The organism is Nocardia sp. NPDC059228, from assembly GCF_042754245.1.
In the GTDB taxonomy this organism is placed as follows: domain Bacteria; phylum Actinomycetota; class Actinomycetes; order Mycobacteriales; family Mycobacteriaceae; genus Nocardia.
Genome location: NZ_JBHZAL010000014.1, coordinates 18,998 through 36,942, shown reverse-complemented (window position 1 = coordinate 36,942; position 17,945 = coordinate 18,998). Strand labels below are relative to the sequence as shown.

The window sequence follows — 17,945 nt, the reverse complement described above, 5'->3', positions numbered from 1 at the left end:
CGTCCGGGAACCAGCAATCGAGTCGGCGACGCGTTCCGCTGCTCCACCCAGCCGCTGCTGTGCGCGGACTGACCTGTCCCCCACCGGCTTTCGCCGGGCGGGACGGGATCAGGCGGCCGAGGTCACGCGGTAGACGTCGTAGACGCCTTCCACATTGCGGACCACGTTGAGCAGGTGGCCGAGGTGCTTGGGGTCACCCATCTCGAAGGTGAACTTGGAGATGGCGACCCGGTCACCGGAGGTGGTGACCGCGGCCGAGAGGATGTTGACCTTCTCGTCGGCCAGCACCTTGGTCACGTCCGACAGCAGGCGGGTACGGTCCAGGGCCTCGATCTGGATGGCCACCAGGAACACCGACGACGGCGACGGCGCCCACTTGACCTCGATGATCCGTTCCGGTTCCGAGCGCAGCGAATCGGCGTTGGTGCAGTCGGTGCGGTGCACGCTGACCGCGCCGCCGCGGGTCACGAAGCCCATGATCTCGTCGCCGGGCACCGGGGTGCAGCACTTGGCCAGCTTGGAGACCGTCCCCGGCGCGCCCGGGATCTCCACGCCCGCATCACCTGTGGTGCGCTGACGCGCCGGCACGGTGGACGGCGTGGACCGCTCGGCCAGTTCGTTCTCGACGTCGCTGACGCCGCCGAGCTGGGCCATGAGCCGCTGCACCACGTGGTGCGCGGACACCTGGTTCTCGCCGACGGCCGCGTACAGCGCCGAGATGTCGGTGTAGTGCAGCTCGTGGGCGAGCGCGCTCATGGCGTCGACGCTCATCAGGCGCTGCAGCGGCAGGCCCGAGCGCCGGACCTCCTTGCTGATGGCGTCCTTGCCCGCCTCGAGGGCCTCCTCGCGGCGTTCCTTGGCGAACCACTGCCGGATCTTGGCCTTGGCGCGCGGGGACACCACGAAGTTCTGCCAGTCCCGGGAGGGTCCGGCGTTCTGGGCCTTGGAGGTGAAGATCTCGACGACCTCACCGTTCTCCAGCTGCCGTTCCAGCGCGACCAGCCGCCCGTTGACGCGCGCGCCGATGCACCGGTGGCCGACCTCGGTGTGCACGGCGTAGGCGAAGTCCACCGGGGTGGACTTCTGCGGCAGGGTGATCACGTCACCCTTGGGCGTGAACACGAAGATCTCGGGCGATTTGAGGTCGAAGCGCAGCGACTCCAGGAACTCGGCCGGGTCGGCCGCCTCCCGCTGCCAGTCGAGCAGCTGACGCATCCACGCCATGTCGTCGACTTCGGTGGAGTCGTTGGAGTGCTTGCCCTTGGTCTCCTTGTACCGCCAGTGCGCGGCGATGCCGAACTCGGCGGTCCGGTGCATGTCCTGGGTGCGGATCTGCACCTCCAGGGGCTTGCCGTCCGGTCCGACCACGGTGGTGTGCAGCGACTGGTAGACGCCGTAGCGCGGCTGGGCGATGTAGTCCTTGAACCGCCCGGCCATGGGCTGCCACAGCGAGTGCACGACACCGACCGCGGCGTAGCAGTCGCGCACCTCGTCGCAGAGGATGCGGATGCCGACCAGGTCGTGGATGTCGTCGAAGTCCTTACCCTTGACGATCATCTTCTGATAAATCGACCAGTAGTGCTTCGGACGGCCCTCGACGACCGCATTGATCCGGCTCGACGCCAGGGTGTTCACGATCTCGGCGCGCACCTTGGCCAGGTAAGTGTCACGTGATGGCGCGCGGTCGGCGACCAGTCGCACGATCTCGTCGTACTTCTTCGGGTGCAGGATCGCGAAGGCGAGGTCCTCCAGCTCCCACTTGACGGTTGCCATACCCAGCCGGTGTGCCAGCGGCGCTATCACCTCGAGGGTCTCGCGGGCCTTCTTGGCCTGCTTCTCCGGCGGCAGGAAACGCATGGTGCGCATGTTGTGCAGCCGGTCGGCGACCTTGATCACCAGGACGCGGGGATCGCGGGCCATGGCGATGATCATCTTGCGGATGGTCTCGGCCTCGGCGGCCGCGCCCAGGTTGACCTTGTCCAGCTTGGTGACGCCGTCGACCAGATGGGCGACCTCGGTGCCGAATTCGGCGGTCAGCTCGTCGAGCGAGTACCCCGTGTCCTCGACGGTGTCGTGCAGCAGCGCGGCCACCAGCGTGGTGGTGTCCATGCCCAGCTCGGCCAGGATGTTGGCCACGGCCAGCGGGTGCGTGATGTACGGGTCGCCGGACTTGCGGAACTGGTGGGCGTGCTTCTCGTCGGCGACGTCGAAAGCCCGTTGCAGCAGAGCGAGATTCGCCTTCGGGTACAGCTCCCGGTGCACGCTGGCGAGGGGCTCGAGCACCGGCTTGACGGCGGCGATGCCGCGCTGCCCGGTCATGCGGCGGGCCAGGCGCGCGCGGACGCGACGTGATGCGGAGGTGGGAACGGCGGTGGTGCTGCGAGCGGCGGACTGCCCGTTGGCCGATGGGGTGGCGGACTCACCCTCGGGCGATTGCCCCGAGTTCGCCTGCTCCAGATGCTGTGTCATGCCACCTCCGCTCGCGGCCTCGATCGGAAAACCATATCGGACCGTTCAACCACCCAGATCATCCACTTTAGTCCTGGAATCGGATCCCGACCGGACAGCGATCGCCGCCGGTCCGAACAGCTCCGGAGCGATGAACGATACCCGGTCGGGGCTCGGTTTCGCGCCCTCATGGGACCCGGATTGTTCCGGTGTCGGCCGGGCCTCCCTGCTCATTGTTCGCCCGCGCTCTCGACCAGGCCCTCCGGGGTCAGTTCCAGCCGCCTGGTCACCCCGATCTCGGTGAGGAAGCGCGGGTCGTGACTGACCACGAGCAGCGCGCCCTGGAAGCTCGCCAGCGCCTCGGTGAGATGGGCGAGGCTGGGCAGGTCCAGGTTGTTGGTCGGCTCGTCGAGCAGCAGCAGTTTGGGCGCGGGTTCGGCCAGCAGCAGCATGGCCAGGGCCGCGCGCAACCGCTCACCGCCGGAGAGCGCGCCGGCCGCCACATCGGCGTCGGTGCCGCGGAACAGGAACCGGGCCAGCTGGGCCCGGATCTGTTCGGCCGAGGCGTGCGGCGCGGTGGCCGCGACGTTCTCGAACACCGACCTGGATTCGTCGAAGACGTCCAGGCGCTGCGGCAGCATGCGCCAGGGCACCCTGGGCGACTCCTCCCGGATGCGGTGCAGCAGCGTGGTTTTGCCGATGCCGTTGCGGCCGGTGAGCGCGATGCGTTCGGGGCCACTGACTTTCAGCGTCACCGTCGGCCCGCACGGGAGCCGCGCCTCGGTCAGCTCGAGCACATCCTGGCCCGGGTAGAGCCGGGTGTCCGGCAGGTCGACGCGGATCTCGCGGTCGTCGCGCAGCCGGACCTGCATGTCGGTCAGATGATCCCTGGCCTCCTCGACCTTGCCGATGTGGTTGTTGCGCAGCTTGCCCGCCGAGACCTGGGCCTGGCGTTTGCGCTCCCCCATGACGATCTTGGGTTCGCGCTTCTGGTCCCACATCTTCTGCCCGTAGCGTTGCCGCCGATCGAGTTTGATGCGGGCCTCGACGAGTTCGCGCGCCTGCTTGCGGACATCGCTGCGCGCCTCCCGGATCGCCGCGCGGGCGGCGTCCTGCTCGAGCTCGATGATCCGCTCGTACTCGCTGAAATTGCCGCCGAAGAGCCGGATCTCGCCCTGGCGCAGCTCGGCGACGGCGTCCACGCGGTCGAGCAGTTCACGGTCGTGGCTGACGGTGAGCACGGTGCCGGGGAACTGGCCCACGACCTCGTAGAGGCGTTGCCGCGCCACCTGATCGAGGTTGTTGGTCGGTTCGTCCAGCAGCAGGACGTCGGGTTCGCGCAGCAGCTCGGCGACCAGGCCCAGCAGTACGGTCTCGCCGCCGGAGAGGGTGTCGAGCCGCCGGTCCAGTTGCGCGACATCCCCTGCGACGTAATGCAATCCGAGCCGTCCGAGCAGTGCCACGGCGCGTTCCTCGATATCCCAGGCGGTGCCCACGGTTTCGAAGTCGGCGTCGGTACCGGATCCGGATTCGATGCGGTGCAGGGCTTTCCGGATCCCGGCCAGCCCGAGCACCGCGTCGACCCGCTGCCCCGCGGCCAATCCGAGGTCCTGACGCAGGTACCCGAACCGCCCCGGAATGCTCACCGAACCGCGCCCGGGGCGCAGTTCGCCGGTGATCAGGCGGAAGAGGGTGGACTTCCCCGCACCATTGCTGCCGACCAGGCCGAGGTGACCGGGTCCGAGCTGGGCGTCGAGACCGTCGAAGACTCCGGTGCCGTCCGGCCACGCGAAGGTGAGATCGGAAATGGAAATAACGGGCATTGACATGCGGGCCTCCCCGAGAGTGAGCGAATGCGGCGCGCGATTGCGGGCCACTCGGCGATCACCTCAGAAGAGCAACGGCATGTCTCCGATCGGACGGGAAAAGAACTCGACTACGGTAACCGAGATCAACGAGCCCGTGCAAGAACATATTTCGTGAGCCGAGTCTCACCGCCGGTCAGCGCGCGGCTCGCGCGGTGCACCGCAGGTAGCCGAGCGCGATCACGGCCAGCAGGGCGGCCAGGCCGTACATGACCGTCGCGCCGTGCCCCAGGGTGATGCCGCCGAGCGCGGTCCCCGCGCCGATACCGACGTAGATGCAGGAGGCGTTCAACGCCACCACCAGCCCGGACTCCTGCGGCGCGGCCGCGATGAGCCGGTGCTGCTGCGCCGGCGTCTGGCACCAGCTGGCCGCACCCCAGCCCAGGGCCAGCAACCCGACCAGGGCGGGAACACGGGTGTCCGTCGCCGCCAGCACACCCATGCTCGCCAGGGTCGCCGCCATCAGCGCGTATCCGGCGGTCAGCACCCGGGTGGCGCCGAAGCGGTCGGTGGCGTAACCGGACGACAGGTTGCCCGCCACCGCGCCCACCCCGTACAGCATCAGCATCCACGCGGTCGTGGCGGCCCCGATTCCCAAGGCCCCCAACGCCGGAACGGCATACGCGTACACGACATACGCCGCCCCCATGCCCAGCACCGTCAGCGGCAGCACGGCCGCGACCGACCGATTGCGCAGCACCGCCAGCCGTTTCGCCAGCGGGACCGCGGGATTGCCGGGCAGCGCCGGCACCCACGCCGCCACACCGGCCGCCGCCAGCAGGCACCCGATCGCGACCCCGGTCAGCGCCGACCGCCAGCCCAGCCAGTGCCCCAGCAGATCACCCAGCGGCACGCCCAGCGCGGTCGCGATGGTCAGGCCGCCGACGACCACCGCCAGCGCCCGCCCGCGCGCTTGCGGCGGCACCAGCGCCGCAGACACCGCGCCCGCATTGGGCGTGAAGGCCGCCGCTCCCAGCGCGGCCACGATCCGGGTGGCCAGCAGAATCGCGAACGTCGGCGCGAGTGCCGATCCCAGATTCGCCAGCGCGAGCACCAACAGCGCCGACACCAGCAGCGCCCGGCGCGGCAGCCGCGCGGTCATCGTGGCCAGCACCGGCGACCCCAGCGCATAGGCCGCCGCGAACACCGTCACCGCCGCGCCCGCGGTCGCCGTGGACACCCGCAGCGATCCGGCCAGATCCGGCAGGAACCCGGCCAGGATGAACGAGTCGGTGCCGACCGCGAAGGTGCCCAATGCCAGGATCAGGGTGCGCCGCAACCCGTTCGGCGCGGCCGTGGTCTCGGCCGTCGACGGCCGGACAGCAACCGGGATATTAGCCATCCCGAATCTCCTTCCGAAAAAACCCGGCGCGGGCCGGGTCGGTTTCTCGCGAGCGGCGCGACCGCTCAGGCGGTCACATGTTCATAGAAGCTGCGTGTGTGAGCCGAGGCATTGACCGGGGCGGCGGCCATCAGGTCGGCTACGGTCTGCGCGGCCAGCTCGCGCCGCCAGGCCAGCTCGGCGCGCCCCATGGCCCGGGCGATGCCGCACGGTTTGGCGAATTCCGTACTCGCCCGGGTGGCTCCGGCCCCGCGGCGGCGAATCTCGGTGCAGCGGAAGGCTTCCGTGCGCCCCTCGACCGCGGACACCACGTCCATGAGCGTGATGCGCTCGGGTGTGCGCGCCAGCCGGTAGCCCCCGCGCGCGCCGGGCGTGGAGTCGAGGATTCCCTCGCGCACCAGCGGTTGCAGCCGCTTCTTCAGGTATTCGGGCGGCAGCTCGAAGATCTCGGCCAGGCGGGCGGTGGCGATCGGCGCATGATCGTCGAGCCAGGCCAGCACCGTGCAGCAGTGCAGTCCCCATTCGACGCCTTCACCCATCATCATGAATAGGGATAATACATGTCCCGAATACCCGGGCCAACCCCGATTCAGCGACTGATGCGGCGGGCCTTCATGCCGTTCGAGAGCGGCACCTCGGTCACCGTGCCGCCGGATTCGGCGTGCAGCATGCGGCCACTGCCGGTGTAGACGCCGACATCCGAGGGCCCGCGCGGGCCGAAGGACCCGAACACCAGATCGCCGGGCTCGGCATTGAGCAGCTGGACCTCCACGCCCTGTTCCCACTGCTGTTCGGCCGTGCGCGGCAGGCTGATGGCGCTGCCGCTGGCGGCGAATACCGCGGCCGCGGTGAAGCCCGCCTGGTCGAATCCGCCGTCGCTGGGCCCACCCGGGCCGCCACCGCCGAAAACGTAAGGGGTGCCGACCCATTGCTGTCCCGCCGCCACGATCTGCGCTCCCAGATCGGCGTTCGGGTCGGCCTGGAACCGGCCCTCGCTGCCGAGGCTGCGGAATCCGGGCTCGGCGGCCAGGATCCGCGCCACGTACGGCCGGGTCTCGGTGTAGTGCCGGGAGATCTGGTTGGGCATACCGCCGGAGGCGAGCACCGCGCCCTCACCGGCGTTGTAGGCGGCGATGGTGAGCGCGGTGAGGTCGCCGGAGACCTTGCCCTCCGACATCCAGGACTCGATGGTCTTGGCGATGGCGCACATGTAGCGCCCCTGCCCGATGATGGCGTCGGCCGGATCCAGCACGCTGGCATAGCCTTTGCCGTCGGCGTCGATGACGTACGGCTGTCCGTCGGGCGCGAGGGCCTTGGCGGTGCCGGGCATGAACTGGGCGATGCCCTGCGCGCCGTCCGGGGACACCGCGTCGGTGCGGAACCCGGATTCGGCCTGGCCCTGGGCGGCCAGCAGCGAGGCGCCGATCTCCGGGCACAGCGAACCCGCGCGGCGGTACCAGATCTCGAGTTCGGGCGGCACCTTCCCGGAGGCGAGATTGCCGCCCGGCGTGCCGAATCCGTTCTCGCAGTAGGGCGTACTGGGTGCGGGAATGCTGCCGCCGGCCAGCCACGGCATGGGGTCGACCTGGTGCCCGCCGGTCAGCCGCCCGCCGGGCACCAGCTCGAAATGCAGGTGCGGGCCGGAGGATTCGCCATTGCTGCCGACGTCGGCGATGCGCTGGCCCATCTGCACGACGTCACCGGTGTGCACGAAGATGCCGTTCTGGTACATGTGCCCGTACACGGTGGAGTACCGGCGGCCGCTGCCATCGAGGGAGTCGATGACCACCCAGTCGCCGAAGCCGGACGCCGCGCCCGCGGCCACCACCAGCCCGTCGGCGGCGGCGTAGATCGGCGTGCCCGCGGGGGCCGCCAGGTCGACGCCCATATGGGTGCCGCCGCGCGCGCCGAACACGTCGCTGACGGTGAATGTGCCTGCGGCGAGCGGATATTGGTGCCGTCCGGCCCCGATGAGGCTGCCCGCCTCGTTCACCGTGCCGGGCGCCGCCGCCATGGAGGCATTGGCCGGCGCGAGCTCGGTGGAGGTGGGGGCGACGTCCTTGATGGTGACCTGGACCCGGTCCAGGTGATTGCGGGCGGCGTCGCCGCGGTCGCCGAGCGGGCTCCACTCGGTGCCGGCGGCCGCGCCGGGAGTCCAGCTGCGCTGCTTCCAGATCAGGTAGTCGACCCGGAAGGCGGCCGCGTTCTGCTGCAGGAACGAGACGATGGCGTCGCCCTTGCCCGAGTCCGCGCCGACGATGAATTCCACCGAGCGCCCGGCCTTCAGGTCCGGAACGGAGTCGTCGTTCACGATGCCGCGCATGTCCATCATGCCGAAGTGGGCCACCGTGCAGCGCAGCACGCGCAGCGCGCCCTCCTGCAGACCGGCCTCGACGGGCGAGCCGGTGGTGGGGCAGTTGGGTTCGGTGCGGGCCGAGGTGACGGCCGGAACGCCGGGTGTGCCCGGGCCGCAACTGGTCTCGCTGGCGGGCAGGATGATAACGAGGACGAGGGTCAGCAGACCCAGCACCAGGGCGACCGCCCCACCTACGAGGACTTTGGGCTTCACGCCCGAACGCTCCCGGCCGCCGCGGTGATCACCCGGACATCATGCCATGGCGGACACACGGTTTCACGGATCTGTGTGTCTGTTTCAACAGGCATACAGCGGGCATCCCCCTGATATGCCGTACGTCGTCCGCAATGAAGTCCACGCCGCTCGCATCATCAGCGGCGTCGGCGCGTTGTTCGCCCTCGTCGAGGGCGTCTACATCCTGATGCTGATCCTCAACGCGGATCAGTCCAATAAGTTCTTCGTCTTCATCAAGGGGCTCGCCGAACCTCTCGCATTATTCTTCCCAGGGCTGTTCCACACCGGCAGCCCGAACGTCGACACCATCCTGAATTACGGCCTGGCGGCGGTCTTCTGGCTGGTGGTCACCGGTTTCGTCGCCCGGGTCATTGCCCGCTAGAGGCCGGCGGCCGAGAGATCGAACGCGGTGAGAGCCGCGGCGAACAGGGGTGTGTGCTCGGAGCGGCCGGGATCGTATCCGGTAAGGGCGGCGATGCGGTTCAGGCGGTAGTTCAGGGTGTTCCGGTGCACGACCAGCGACTCGGCGGCCGCGACGCGATTGTGGTCGCAGCAACTGCGGCACGGCCCGCAGCAGCTCCTCCCGCTCATATTCCGTCCGCGCCTGCGCCGTGAGGAAGTTCCAGGCCGCCAGCGCCCCTTGGTGATACACCGCCAGCACCGCGTCCAGCGGGATACCCTCGCGCGCCCACCGCACCGCGACCGCGATCAGGTCGTCCAGATCGCCCGCCCGGGGTTCGCGTCCCTCCCCCAGCAGTCGCGCGAACAGCCGCAGATTGCCCTCGGCACGATGGATCACGTCCCGCTCCAGCAGATCCCGAGGCAACTGCTCGTAATCCGGGACGCTGCGCACCACCGCCGCCAGGACCTCCCGCGCGGCCTCGGGCAGGTGGGTCGCCAGGAAGTCCGCGAACGCGGCCGGATCCTCGGGTCGGTTACTGACCGGTACATTGTTTTCGCGACCGAATCCCTTTGCAGGGCAAATGAATCCAGCAGGGCGAATAGCCGCCACCGCCGGACCGGCCTGTCATTCCACCAAATCCGGCCGATCAACCCTGAGCCCGTGCACAGAGACCGCGACCACCCTTGTCCGGGACGGTTCAGCCCACATTGTCGTGGCACGAAAACCGTCCATGCCGGTGTACATCTATCATGCGCAGTACGACGAGATCCTGCCGAACGCCGGCGTCGACCGCCTGGTGGACAAGTACTGTGCCGAGGGCGCACCCAGCGTCGTCTACGAACGGGAACTGGTGGCCGAGCACATCACCGGTGTCGCCGGGCAGCTGCCCGGGGTCTTCCACTGGCCGCGCGATCGTCTCGACGGCGTTCCGGCCCCCGAGGGCGGCACCATCACCGATCCGGTCCTCGTGATGGCCGAGCCCCGGTTCTGGCAGACCCTCGGGGAGATCGTCCCCACCGCGGTGCAGGCCCTGATCGGTCAGGCCATCGGGGCGGGGAGGTGACCGGTCACAGCTCGACGATGGAGGTCAGCGGGTAATCACCCTGGCGCTCACGGCCTTTGAGGAAGCCGAGCTCGAGCACCACCGCCGCCGCGACCACCTCGGCCCCGGCGGCGGCGAACAGCTCGGCCGCCGCGGCGAGGGTGCCGCCGGTGGCGAGCACGTCGTCGAGCAGCAGGACCTTACGGCCCTTCAGATCGATGCCGTCGGCCGGGATCTCCAGTGCCGCCGAACCGTATTCGAGGGTGTACTCACGCGAGATGACCGGCGGCGGCAGCTTGCCCGCCTTGCGGACCGCGATCACGCCGGTGCCCAGCGTGGCGGCCACGCCCGCCCCCAGCAGGAACCCGCGCGCGTCGACACCCGCCACCAGGTCGGCGTCGGGGGCGCAGGCCGCCAAGCAGTCCAGCACCGCGCGGAAGCCCTCGGAATCGGCGAACACCGGGGACAGGTCCGCGAAACGCACTCCCGGCGTCGGGAAGTCGTCACGCCAGCGGGTCAACCGCTGCACCGCGGCCTCCGCGCGGGCGGCCCGCTCCCCCGCCACCTCGGCCGTCTCCATCATCTCGTGCTTGCTCATCCGCACCCACTCCTCATTCACCACGCCACCACGGCTCTCACCGTTTCAGCACCCAGCGATCCATGTTCCAGCCCGCTCCCGCCTCGGTGGGACTGGCGATGCCGTTCTCCATACCGTCGCCGAACCCGATGGTGCGGGGGGCGGCGAACAGCGGAACCGACGGCATCTCGCTCCAGAGCAGGTTCTCCTGCTCGGTCAGCAGGTTCAGCACGGTGCCCGAGTTGTCCTCGGCCGCAAGCTGATCCGCGATGGCATCGTAGCGGCCGTTGCCGAACCGGCCGAAATTCAGCCCCGCGCCGGTGCGCAGCGACGCGATGGCGTCGGTGCCGGTCAAGGAACCCGACGGGCCCGGCATGCCGGCGGTGCCGCCCAGGATGGCGTCGACCTTGCCGTCGGTGAGCTGCGACGCGGTGAAATCCGGTGCGCCCGCGTCGACCACGGTGATGCCCGCGGCCTTGCAGGCGTCGGCGATCGCGGTCACCGTGGCCGCGCGCCGCTCGTCCGGCTTGACGTAGCCGATGCGCACGGTCTGGTTCTGGACACCCGAGGTCGCCGCGGCCTGGGTGGCGGTGGCGTCACCGCCCTTGTACTTGTCACCCGCACCCGAGATCGCCGAGTAGTACACCGAATCCTGTTGAACCGTCCGGGAATTCAGCAGACTCGCACCCAGCCCCAGCTTGACGTCGTAGCCCGGGTGCCCGAACTTGTCGAACAACGCCTGCCGCGGCACGCACAGCGCGAACGCCCGGCGCGCATCCGCCGATCCGAACACCCCGCCGGTGCTCAGCACCAGCTGCTCGACGCCGCGGCCCGGCAGATTCTGCTTGTGGAACCCGCCCAGGCTCACCTCGCCCAGCGACCCGGCGCCCACATCGAGCACGCCGATCGACTTGTCCGACACCTTCGACTTCAGGTCGGAGTGCCGGTCCCACACCACGATCCGCGGCGTCCGGGGCTGATTGCCCCACCACTTCTCGTTCTTGACCAGCACCAGACCGTCCTTGTCACCGAACGAGTCGATCCGGTACGGCCCCGAGGACGGCAGCAGTGTCAGGTCCACCTTGCCCGGGGCGAGCTTCCAGCCGTTGTTCCAGAAGTCGGCGATGCGCTCGAGGGTGGGTTGATCCCCGGTCTGCACCGGTGTCACCACACTCGGGATCTTCACCTGTGCGGCGATCACGTGCGCGGGCATCAGCTCGGTGGCATTGAACAGCGTCTTCCACGCCGAATAGTGCTTGCCCGGCCGGAACACCACGGTGGCGTCCTTGGATCCGGGCTGACAGTCCACCCGCTCGATATCGCGGTAGCCGTCGGTGCTCGCGGCGTCGAACAGCGGCACCGGCCCGCCCGGACCGGCCTTGGTGAATCGTCCGCTGCGCGCCGCCCAGGTCAGCACCAGGTCATCACAGGAGGTCGCCACGCCGTCGGAGTAGACGCCCTCCGGGGCGAGGCGGTACTGGATGGTCTGCGCGTCGCCCGGGACCTCCTTGGCGGTGCCGGTGTCGGTGTCGGCCACCGGCTGCCCGTCCGGGCCGGTATAGAAGAACCCGGTCAGCACCCGCGAGAACACCGCGGCCGTACCGCTGTTCGCGCCCAGCGTGCTGCCGCCGTTGTAGCTGGCGATGACCGCGTCCACGCCGTACCCGATCGAGGGCACCTGATTCTTGCTGGAGCACGCGGCCAGCGCACCGGCGGCGAGGGTACCCGCCACCAGCGCGACGGCGGTCCGGCGCACAACCCTGTGATCTTGCTTCACGGTCGCACCCCCTGCGCTCAGTGCCGTCGCTGCTGTCGTTTCCCACTCGGCCGGGCCCCGGGACGCGGCGCCCCGGCGCTCTGACTGCGCGGCGCGTGGTCGCGTCCGAAACCGTTGGCGTCGGCGCCACGGCCCGCGGCGCCGGCCCGCTCGGCGGCCGCCACGCCCACCCGCGCCTTCGCGCCGCCGGAGCGGCGGTTGAGCACCTTCTTGGTGTGCGCGGCCACCGGACCCCAGGTCTCCTTGAGCGTCACCAGCACCGGCACCGCGAAGAAGATGGACGAGTAGCCACCCACGATCATGCCGACCAGCTGCACCAGCGCCAGATCCTTGAGGGTGCCGACACCGAGCAGCCACACCGCGACCACCAGCATGCCGATGATCGGCAGGATGCCGATGACGGTGGTGTTGATCGAGCGCATCAGCGTCTGGTTGGCCGCCAGGTTCGCCTTCTCCGCGTAGGTGTGCTTGGTCAGGTGCAGGACACCGCGGGTGTTCTCCTCGACCTTGTCGAAGACGACCACGTTGTCGTAGAGCACATAGCCCAGGATGGTGAGCAGACCGATGACCGCCGCCGGTGTCACCTCGAAACCGACCAGCGAGTAGATGCCCGCGGTGACGATCAGGTTGAAGAACAGCGAGCCGATCGCCGCGAACGCCATATCGCGTTCGAAGCGAATCGCGATGTACAGCGTGGTCAAGCCGACGAACACCACCAGCGCCAGCAGCGCCTTCTTGGTGACCTGGCCACCCCAGGTCCCGCTGATCTCGGCGACGCTGATGGCATTGCGGCTGGCCTGGCCGTTGGAGTCCTTCGGATGGAAGGTGTCGAACAGCGCGGTCTGCAGCTTGTCGGCCTGCTCGGCACTCAGCGTGTCGGAACGGATCTGGATGGTCGCCGAGGACCCCGCGCCCGCCTTCTGCACGGTGACCGGGTCGTGGCCGAGCGTGGACCGGTAGACGTCCTCCACCTTCGAGGTGGTGACGCTGTCCGAGGCGGGCAGCTGGATCCGGGAGCCGCCCGCGAAGTCGATGCCCAGGGTGAAGCCCTTGAACACCATGCTGGCCACCGCGATGGCGATCAGCGCCGCCGCGATGCCGTAGTACACCTTGCGCTTGCCGACGATCTCGAAACCACCGGTACCGGTGTAGAGCCGCTCGAACAGGCTGTGCCGCTTGCCTGTCGGCACGGCCTCGTAGTCGAGCTCGGAGTCGGAATCCACGACGACGGGAGAGGACTTGGCCATGATCACGCCTCCTTCACCAGGACGCCGGCGGTGGCCTTGCGTTCCTGTGCAAGCTCTGCAATAGCGCCCAGGCCGTTCACCGACGGCTTCGCCCAGAACGGCGAGCGCGAGACCAGCATCATCAGCGGCGAGGTCACCAGGTACAGGACGACGACGTCGAGCACGGTGGTGACACCGAGGGTGAAGGCGAAGCCCTTCACCTGGCCCGCGGCCAGCACGTACAGCACGGCGGAGGCGATGAGCGAGACCGTCTTGCCCGAGAGGTTGGTGCGCTGCGCGCGCTGCCAGCCGCGCGGGACCGCGGACCGGAAGCTGCGGCCCTCCCGCATCTGGTCCTTGATCCGTTCGAAGAAGACGACGAACGAGTCGGCCGTCATACCGATACCGATGATCAGACCCGCGATACCGGCCAGGTCGAGGGTGAAGCCGATCCAACGGCCCAGCAACACGATCAGCGCGTACACCGCCACACCCGCCGCGAGCAGCGAGAAACCGGCCAGGAAGCCGAGCATGCGGTAGTAGGCCAGGCAGTACAGCAGCACCGCCACCAGGCCGATGGCGCCCGCGATCAGACCGGCGTGCAGCGACGAGATGCCCAGGGTCGCCGAGACCGTCTCGGCCTCGGAGGTGCCGAACGACAGCGGCAGCGAACCGTACTTCAGGGTGTTCGCCAGCTCCTTGGAGGTCTTGGCATTGATACCCGGGCCCGAGATCGCGGTGCTACCGCTGAACTGGCCGCCCTCCTTGATCACCGGCGCGGAGACCACGCGGGAGTCCAGGGTGAAGGCGATCTGCTTGCCCACGTACTTGTTGGTGAGGTTGCCCCACTGGTCGGTGCCGCTGGACTTGAACTGCAGGCTGACCACCCACTGGGCCTGCTGCAGCACGCCGGAGGCGTCCTTGATCTCGGTACCGTCCATCACGGACTTGTCGAGCAGATAGACGGTGGTGCCGTCGGTGCTGCAGGTCACCAGGGGCAGGTTCGGATCGTCGTTGCCCTGCAACGGATCCGGCTTGGAGCAGTCCAGCGTGGCCATGGCCTGCAGCTGGGCGTTCTGGTCGGTGCTCTGGCGGGCCGCCTTGGCGGCCGCGATCTCCTGCGCGGTCTGCTGCTGGCCGCCCGGCTGCGCGGGCGTCGACGGCGGCGCGGACGGGGTGGTCGGGGCCTGTGCCGGGAAGACCCGGTTCTGCGGGGCCTCGCCGGTCGTCGTGGGGGCCGGAGCCTCGGCCGTGGCCGGGGTGGTCTCGGCCGGCGTCGCGCTCGTGCTCGGCGGCTGCTGCGGCTGGGTCTGCTGCGGCTGCTGGGCCTGCTTACCCGCCTGCGCGGGGGCGCTCTGCACCACCGGGCGGAAGTACATCTTGGCGGTGGTCGCCAGCGATTTCGCCTGTGCGCCATCGGCACCGGGGACCGTGATCACCAGGTTGTCGCCCTCGATGACGACCTCGGAGCCCGCCACGCCCAGACCGTTCACGCGCTGCTCGATAATGTTCTGCGCCTGCTTGAGGCTGTCCTGGCTCGGCTTACCGCCATCCGGGGTGCGCGGCGTCAGGGTGACGCGGGTACCGCCCTGCAGGTCGATGCCGAGCTTCGGGGTGTGGTGCTTGTCCCCGGTGAAGAAGATCAGGCCGAACATCAGAGCCACCAGCGCGGCGTAGATGCCGAGCAGACGCAACGGGTGCGCCGTTCCCTGAGAAGGTGGCACAGTACTTATCTCCTAGGCGGATTCGAAGGTGGAACGAGCGGGGCACACGCCGCAGCGCCACCGGCCGCCGGGAATCCGGTGCGGCCGATGGCGCGGAGTATGTCAGTCCTTGGTCAGCCGCGGCGCGTCGTCGGCGGCTTCGGGGGCGGCGACGTGATCGTCGGCGACGCCGTTCGAAGACGCGGCTTCGGTGCTCTCGGCGGTGGTGTCCTCGGTGGCGTCGTCGTCGTTGCGCACCTCGCGGATCGATTGCCGCAGCCAGGTGGTGACGACTTCCTCGGCGATCTCCAGATCGACGGTGGTGTCATCGAGCTCGACCACGGTGCCGAAGAGCCCCGACGTGGTGACGACCCGGTCGCCGACCTTCAGGCTGTCCTGCATCTCGGTGACCTTCGACATCTCCCGCTTCTGACGGCGGACACCGAGGAACATCGGGATGAGCAGGGCAACCAGCAGTAGCGGCAGCAGAAGGTCCATCGTCGAAGTCAGCCCCTAGTAAGTGGTCGGTTGGGTGCGTTTCCCACACAGTCTGCCAGTAATCCCTGAGAGAATGCGCGGCGACCTGTTCTAGAGTCCACGCTCGTTCGCGCAGGGCTGATAATCCTGTTTCCCCCAGCTGCGCGGTCGACCGCCGACTCTGCCGACCGCGCAGTCCCACTCAGGCCGGCCGCTGCCCGTAGGTGTAGTCGTCGAGCGGGAAGGTGGTCGCCTCGCGGTGGGCGTTCAGGGTGCTTGTCGGGCGCAGCAGCGCGGCCTCACCGTGCTGGTTGAAGTAGTAGCTGCGGGCCGTGGCGCACTGGCCGCCGTAGAAGACCGACGAATCCAGTTTCTCGGTGACGCGGTCCAGGAATTCGGCATTGGCGCGCTCGGTGACCTCGAAGACCCGTTCGCCGCGGCGGAACATCTCCCCGAACAGGCGCGCCATGTGCTTCATCTGCGCCTCGATGGTGGTGAAGTAGGACAGGCCGCTGTAGGAATAGGGGCTGTTGAGGCTGACGAAGTTGGGGAACTTCGGCACCGTGATGCCCTCGTAGGCCTGGAAGCGGTTGTCGCGCCAGAACTTTCCGAGATTGCGGCCGTCGCGGCCGATGATCTCGATGGCCGGGAAGTTGACGTCCCACAGGTTGAAGCCGGTGGCCAGGATGAGGGTGTCGATCTCGGTCTTGTGGCCGTCGGCGGTGACGATGCCGTCGGGCTCGATGTGGTCGATGGAGTTGGTCTCCAGGCGCACGTGCGGCTCGTTGAAGGTCTTGAAGTAGAGGTTGGAGAAGGTGGGTCGCTTGCAGCCGAAGTCGTAGTCCGGCGTCAGCTTCTTGCGAGTCTCCTTGTCGCGCACCTGGGTTCGCAGATGCGCCTTGGCCAGGATGCCCGCGGCCTTGTTGAGCGGCTTGGCCTCCTTGAAGTGCAGCACGCCGACCACCATGAGCGCCTCCAGCATGGAGGTGTTGACCAGGCGAGCGGCCTTCTGCGTCAACGGAACTCGCGCGAACAGATGCTGCACCGCGGGCGGAATCTGGGCGTCGACCTTCGGGACGACCCAGATCGGGGTGCGCTGGAAGACGGTCAGCGCCCGCGCCTGCTTGGCGACCTCCGGGATCAGCTGCACGGCGGTCGCGCCGGTGCCGATGATGGCGGACCTGGTCCCGGTGAGATCGACCTGGTCGTCCCACGCGGTGGTGTGGATGATCTTGCCCGCGAAGGTGTCGATGCCCGGGAACGGCGGGGTGTAGGGCTGGGACAGGAATCCGGTGGCGGCCATCAGGTAGCGCGCGGTCAGCGATTCACCGTTCTCGACGGAGACCACCCAGTACTGCTGCTCCTCGTCCCAGCGCGCACCCCCGACGACGGTGTCGAACCGCATGCGCCGGCGCAGGTCGTACTTGTCCGCGACGTGCTCGGCGTACTTCTTCAGCTCCGAACCCGGCGCGAACAGCCGCGACCAGTACGGGTTGGGCTCGAAGGAGTACGAGTAGGTGACCGAGGCGATGTCCACGGCCAGGCCCGGGTAGCGGTTGACGTGCCAGGTGCCGCCCAGGTCGTTCTCCCGCTCGAGGATGACGAAATTGCTCAGGCCGAGCCGATCCAGCTCGATGCCCGCGCCCATACCGCCGAATCCCGCGCCGACCACGATGGCGTCGTACTGAGGTGCCACGCCGAACCTCCTGCAAGAACTGTGTTCGAACAACACTGTGTTCACACAAAGAAATGATGCACATGTCACGGAATGACATCTCATTCCGTTTGTGATCACCGTATCATCGGGCTCGTGACGAAGCCATCCTCGAGAATCGAACGGCGCAAGGCCGAACTCCGGCAGGAGATCATCGACACCGCGTTCGCGTGTTTCGCCGAGCGGGGCTACCACGCCACCGGCATCGCCGATATCGCCGGCGAGCTCGGTATCGGGCACGGGACGTTCTACCGGTACTTCGAGAACAAGCGCGACATCATCGACCACGTCATCGACGACCTTTCCGCGCGGATCATCGAGTCGCTGGGGACCGACAATGCCCCCGACGCCGCCGACAGCCTCGAGGAATACCGCGCGCAGGTGGATCGCATCGGCGACGCGCTGAACCACATCTTCCTCGAGGACCGCCGGGTGGCACAGTTGCTGCTGTTCCAGGCCACCGGCATCGACACCGAATTGACCGCGCGCCTCTACGGTTTGCTCGACACCGCCGACATGCTGACCGCCGGGTACCTCGAGCACGGGGTCGAACGCGGTTATCTGCGTGCGGATCTCGACACCGTGAACACCGCGCGGGCGGTGACCGGCATGCTGCTGGCCGCCATTCTGCACGGCATCCGGACACCCGAGGCGCAGGCGGTCGACGATCTCAGCCACGCCATCCGGCATCTGCTCATCGACGGCGTCCGCAAGCATTGAACCACCCTGTACAAACGGACCCGTTTGTCCGGTGCGGCCGGATTCGGCTGGGGGCGGAGGT

At 68.6% G+C, this 17,945-nt stretch carries 15 protein-coding genes; 3 read left to right on the top strand and 12 right to left on the bottom strand.

Features of this window, described 5'->3' with window-relative positions:
- Window positions 1–108: 108 nt before the first annotated feature.
- The 5 genes from ACFXKA_RS21960 to ACFXKA_RS21940 all read right to left on the bottom strand — a co-directional run bounded on the left by ACFXKA_RS21960 (window position 109) and on the right by ACFXKA_RS21940 (window position 8,224).
- Window positions 109–2,469 (bottom strand): RelA/SpoT family protein, encoded by a 2,361-nt coding sequence (locus ACFXKA_RS21960; RefSeq protein WP_379428667.1) that lies wholly within the window; start codon window positions 2,467–2,469, stop codon window positions 109–111.
- Between the two features lie 209 nt (window positions 2,470–2,678).
- Window positions 2,679–4,277, bottom strand: a complete 1,599-nt coding sequence (locus ACFXKA_RS21955) for an ABC-F family ATP-binding cassette domain-containing protein (protein WP_379428666.1) — start codon at window positions 4,275–4,277, stop codon at window positions 2,679–2,681.
- 172 nt (window positions 4,278–4,449) lie between these two features.
- Complete coding sequence (locus tag ACFXKA_RS21950; RefSeq protein WP_379428665.1) at window positions 4,450–5,655, bottom strand: MFS transporter; 1,206 nt, start codon at window positions 5,653–5,655, stop codon at window positions 4,450–4,452.
- 65 nt (window positions 5,656–5,720) lie between these two features.
- Window positions 5,721–6,200, bottom strand: a complete 480-nt coding sequence (locus ACFXKA_RS21945; protein WP_379428664.1) for an RrF2 family transcriptional regulator — start codon at window positions 6,198–6,200, stop codon at window positions 5,721–5,723.
- Window positions 6,201–6,244: 44 nt separating this feature from the next.
- On the bottom strand, window positions 6,245–8,224 hold the full coding sequence (locus ACFXKA_RS21940; protein WP_379428663.1) for a peptidoglycan DD-metalloendopeptidase family protein: 1,980 nt from the start codon (window positions 8,222–8,224) through the stop codon (window positions 6,245–6,247).
- Window positions 8,225–8,339: 115 nt separating this feature from the next.
- On the opposite strand from ACFXKA_RS21940, the gene ACFXKA_RS21935 reads away from it, so the two are divergent.
- Entirely contained in the window at window positions 8,340–8,627 is a 288-nt protein-coding gene (locus ACFXKA_RS21935; protein ID WP_379428662.1) for a hypothetical protein, read from the top strand.
- Here ACFXKA_RS21935 and ACFXKA_RS21930 read toward each other — a convergent pair.
- Entirely contained in the window at window positions 8,624–8,836 is a 213-nt protein-coding gene (locus ACFXKA_RS21930) for a helix-turn-helix domain-containing protein (RefSeq protein ID WP_379428661.1), read from the bottom strand. The genes ACFXKA_RS21935 and ACFXKA_RS21930 overlap by 4 nt on opposite strands.
- 392 nt (window positions 8,837–9,228) lie before the next feature.
- On the opposite strand from ACFXKA_RS21930, the gene ACFXKA_RS21925 reads away from it, so the two are divergent.
- Window positions 9,229–9,711 (top strand): lipase family protein, encoded by a 483-nt coding sequence (locus ACFXKA_RS21925; protein WP_379428660.1) that lies wholly within the window; start codon window positions 9,229–9,231, stop codon window positions 9,709–9,711.
- A 4-nt stretch (window positions 9,712–9,715) separates the two neighbouring features.
- Here ACFXKA_RS21925 and ACFXKA_RS21920 read toward each other — a convergent pair whose 3' ends face one another.
- The 6 genes from ACFXKA_RS21920 to ACFXKA_RS21895 all read right to left on the bottom strand — a co-directional run bounded on the left by ACFXKA_RS21920 (window position 9,716) and on the right by ACFXKA_RS21895 (window position 17,146).
- Window positions 9,716–10,288 carry an adenine phosphoribosyltransferase gene (locus ACFXKA_RS21920; RefSeq protein WP_354837208.1) on the bottom strand — a complete coding sequence of 191 codons (573 nt, stop codon included), beginning with the start codon at window positions 10,286–10,288 and terminating at the stop codon, window positions 9,716–9,718.
- Window positions 10,289–10,325: 37 nt separating this feature from the next.
- Complete coding sequence (locus ACFXKA_RS21915) at window positions 10,326–12,044, bottom strand: ABC transporter substrate-binding protein (protein WP_379428659.1); 1,719 nt, start codon at window positions 12,042–12,044, stop codon at window positions 10,326–10,328.
- Between the two features lie 17 nt (window positions 12,045–12,061).
- Window positions 12,062–13,291 (bottom strand): protein translocase subunit SecF, encoded by a 1,230-nt coding sequence (gene secF / locus ACFXKA_RS21910; RefSeq protein ID WP_379428658.1) that lies wholly within the window; start codon window positions 13,289–13,291, stop codon window positions 12,062–12,064.
- A 2-nt stretch (window positions 13,292–13,293) separates the two neighbouring features.
- Window positions 13,294–14,994 (bottom strand): protein translocase subunit SecD, encoded by a 1,701-nt coding sequence (secD, locus tag ACFXKA_RS21905; protein ID WP_379428657.1) that lies wholly within the window; start codon window positions 14,992–14,994, stop codon window positions 13,294–13,296.
- Window positions 14,995–15,096: 102 nt separating this feature from the next.
- Window positions 15,097–15,471 carry a preprotein translocase subunit YajC gene (gene yajC, locus ACFXKA_RS21900; protein WP_354837200.1) on the bottom strand — a complete coding sequence of 125 codons (375 nt, stop codon included), beginning with the start codon at window positions 15,469–15,471 and terminating at the stop codon, window positions 15,097–15,099.
- A gap of 181 nt (window positions 15,472–15,652) precedes the next feature.
- Complete coding sequence (locus ACFXKA_RS21895) at window positions 15,653–17,146, bottom strand: flavin-containing monooxygenase (RefSeq protein ID WP_379428656.1); 1,494 nt, start codon at window positions 17,144–17,146, stop codon at window positions 15,653–15,655.
- A gap of 72 nt (window positions 17,147–17,218) precedes the next feature.
- On the opposite strand from ACFXKA_RS21895, the gene ACFXKA_RS21890 reads away from it, so the two are divergent.
- Window positions 17,219–17,884 (top strand): TetR/AcrR family transcriptional regulator, encoded by a 666-nt coding sequence (locus ACFXKA_RS21890; RefSeq protein ID WP_379428655.1) that lies wholly within the window; start codon window positions 17,219–17,221, stop codon window positions 17,882–17,884.
- Window positions 17,885–17,945: the final 61 nt, after the last annotated feature.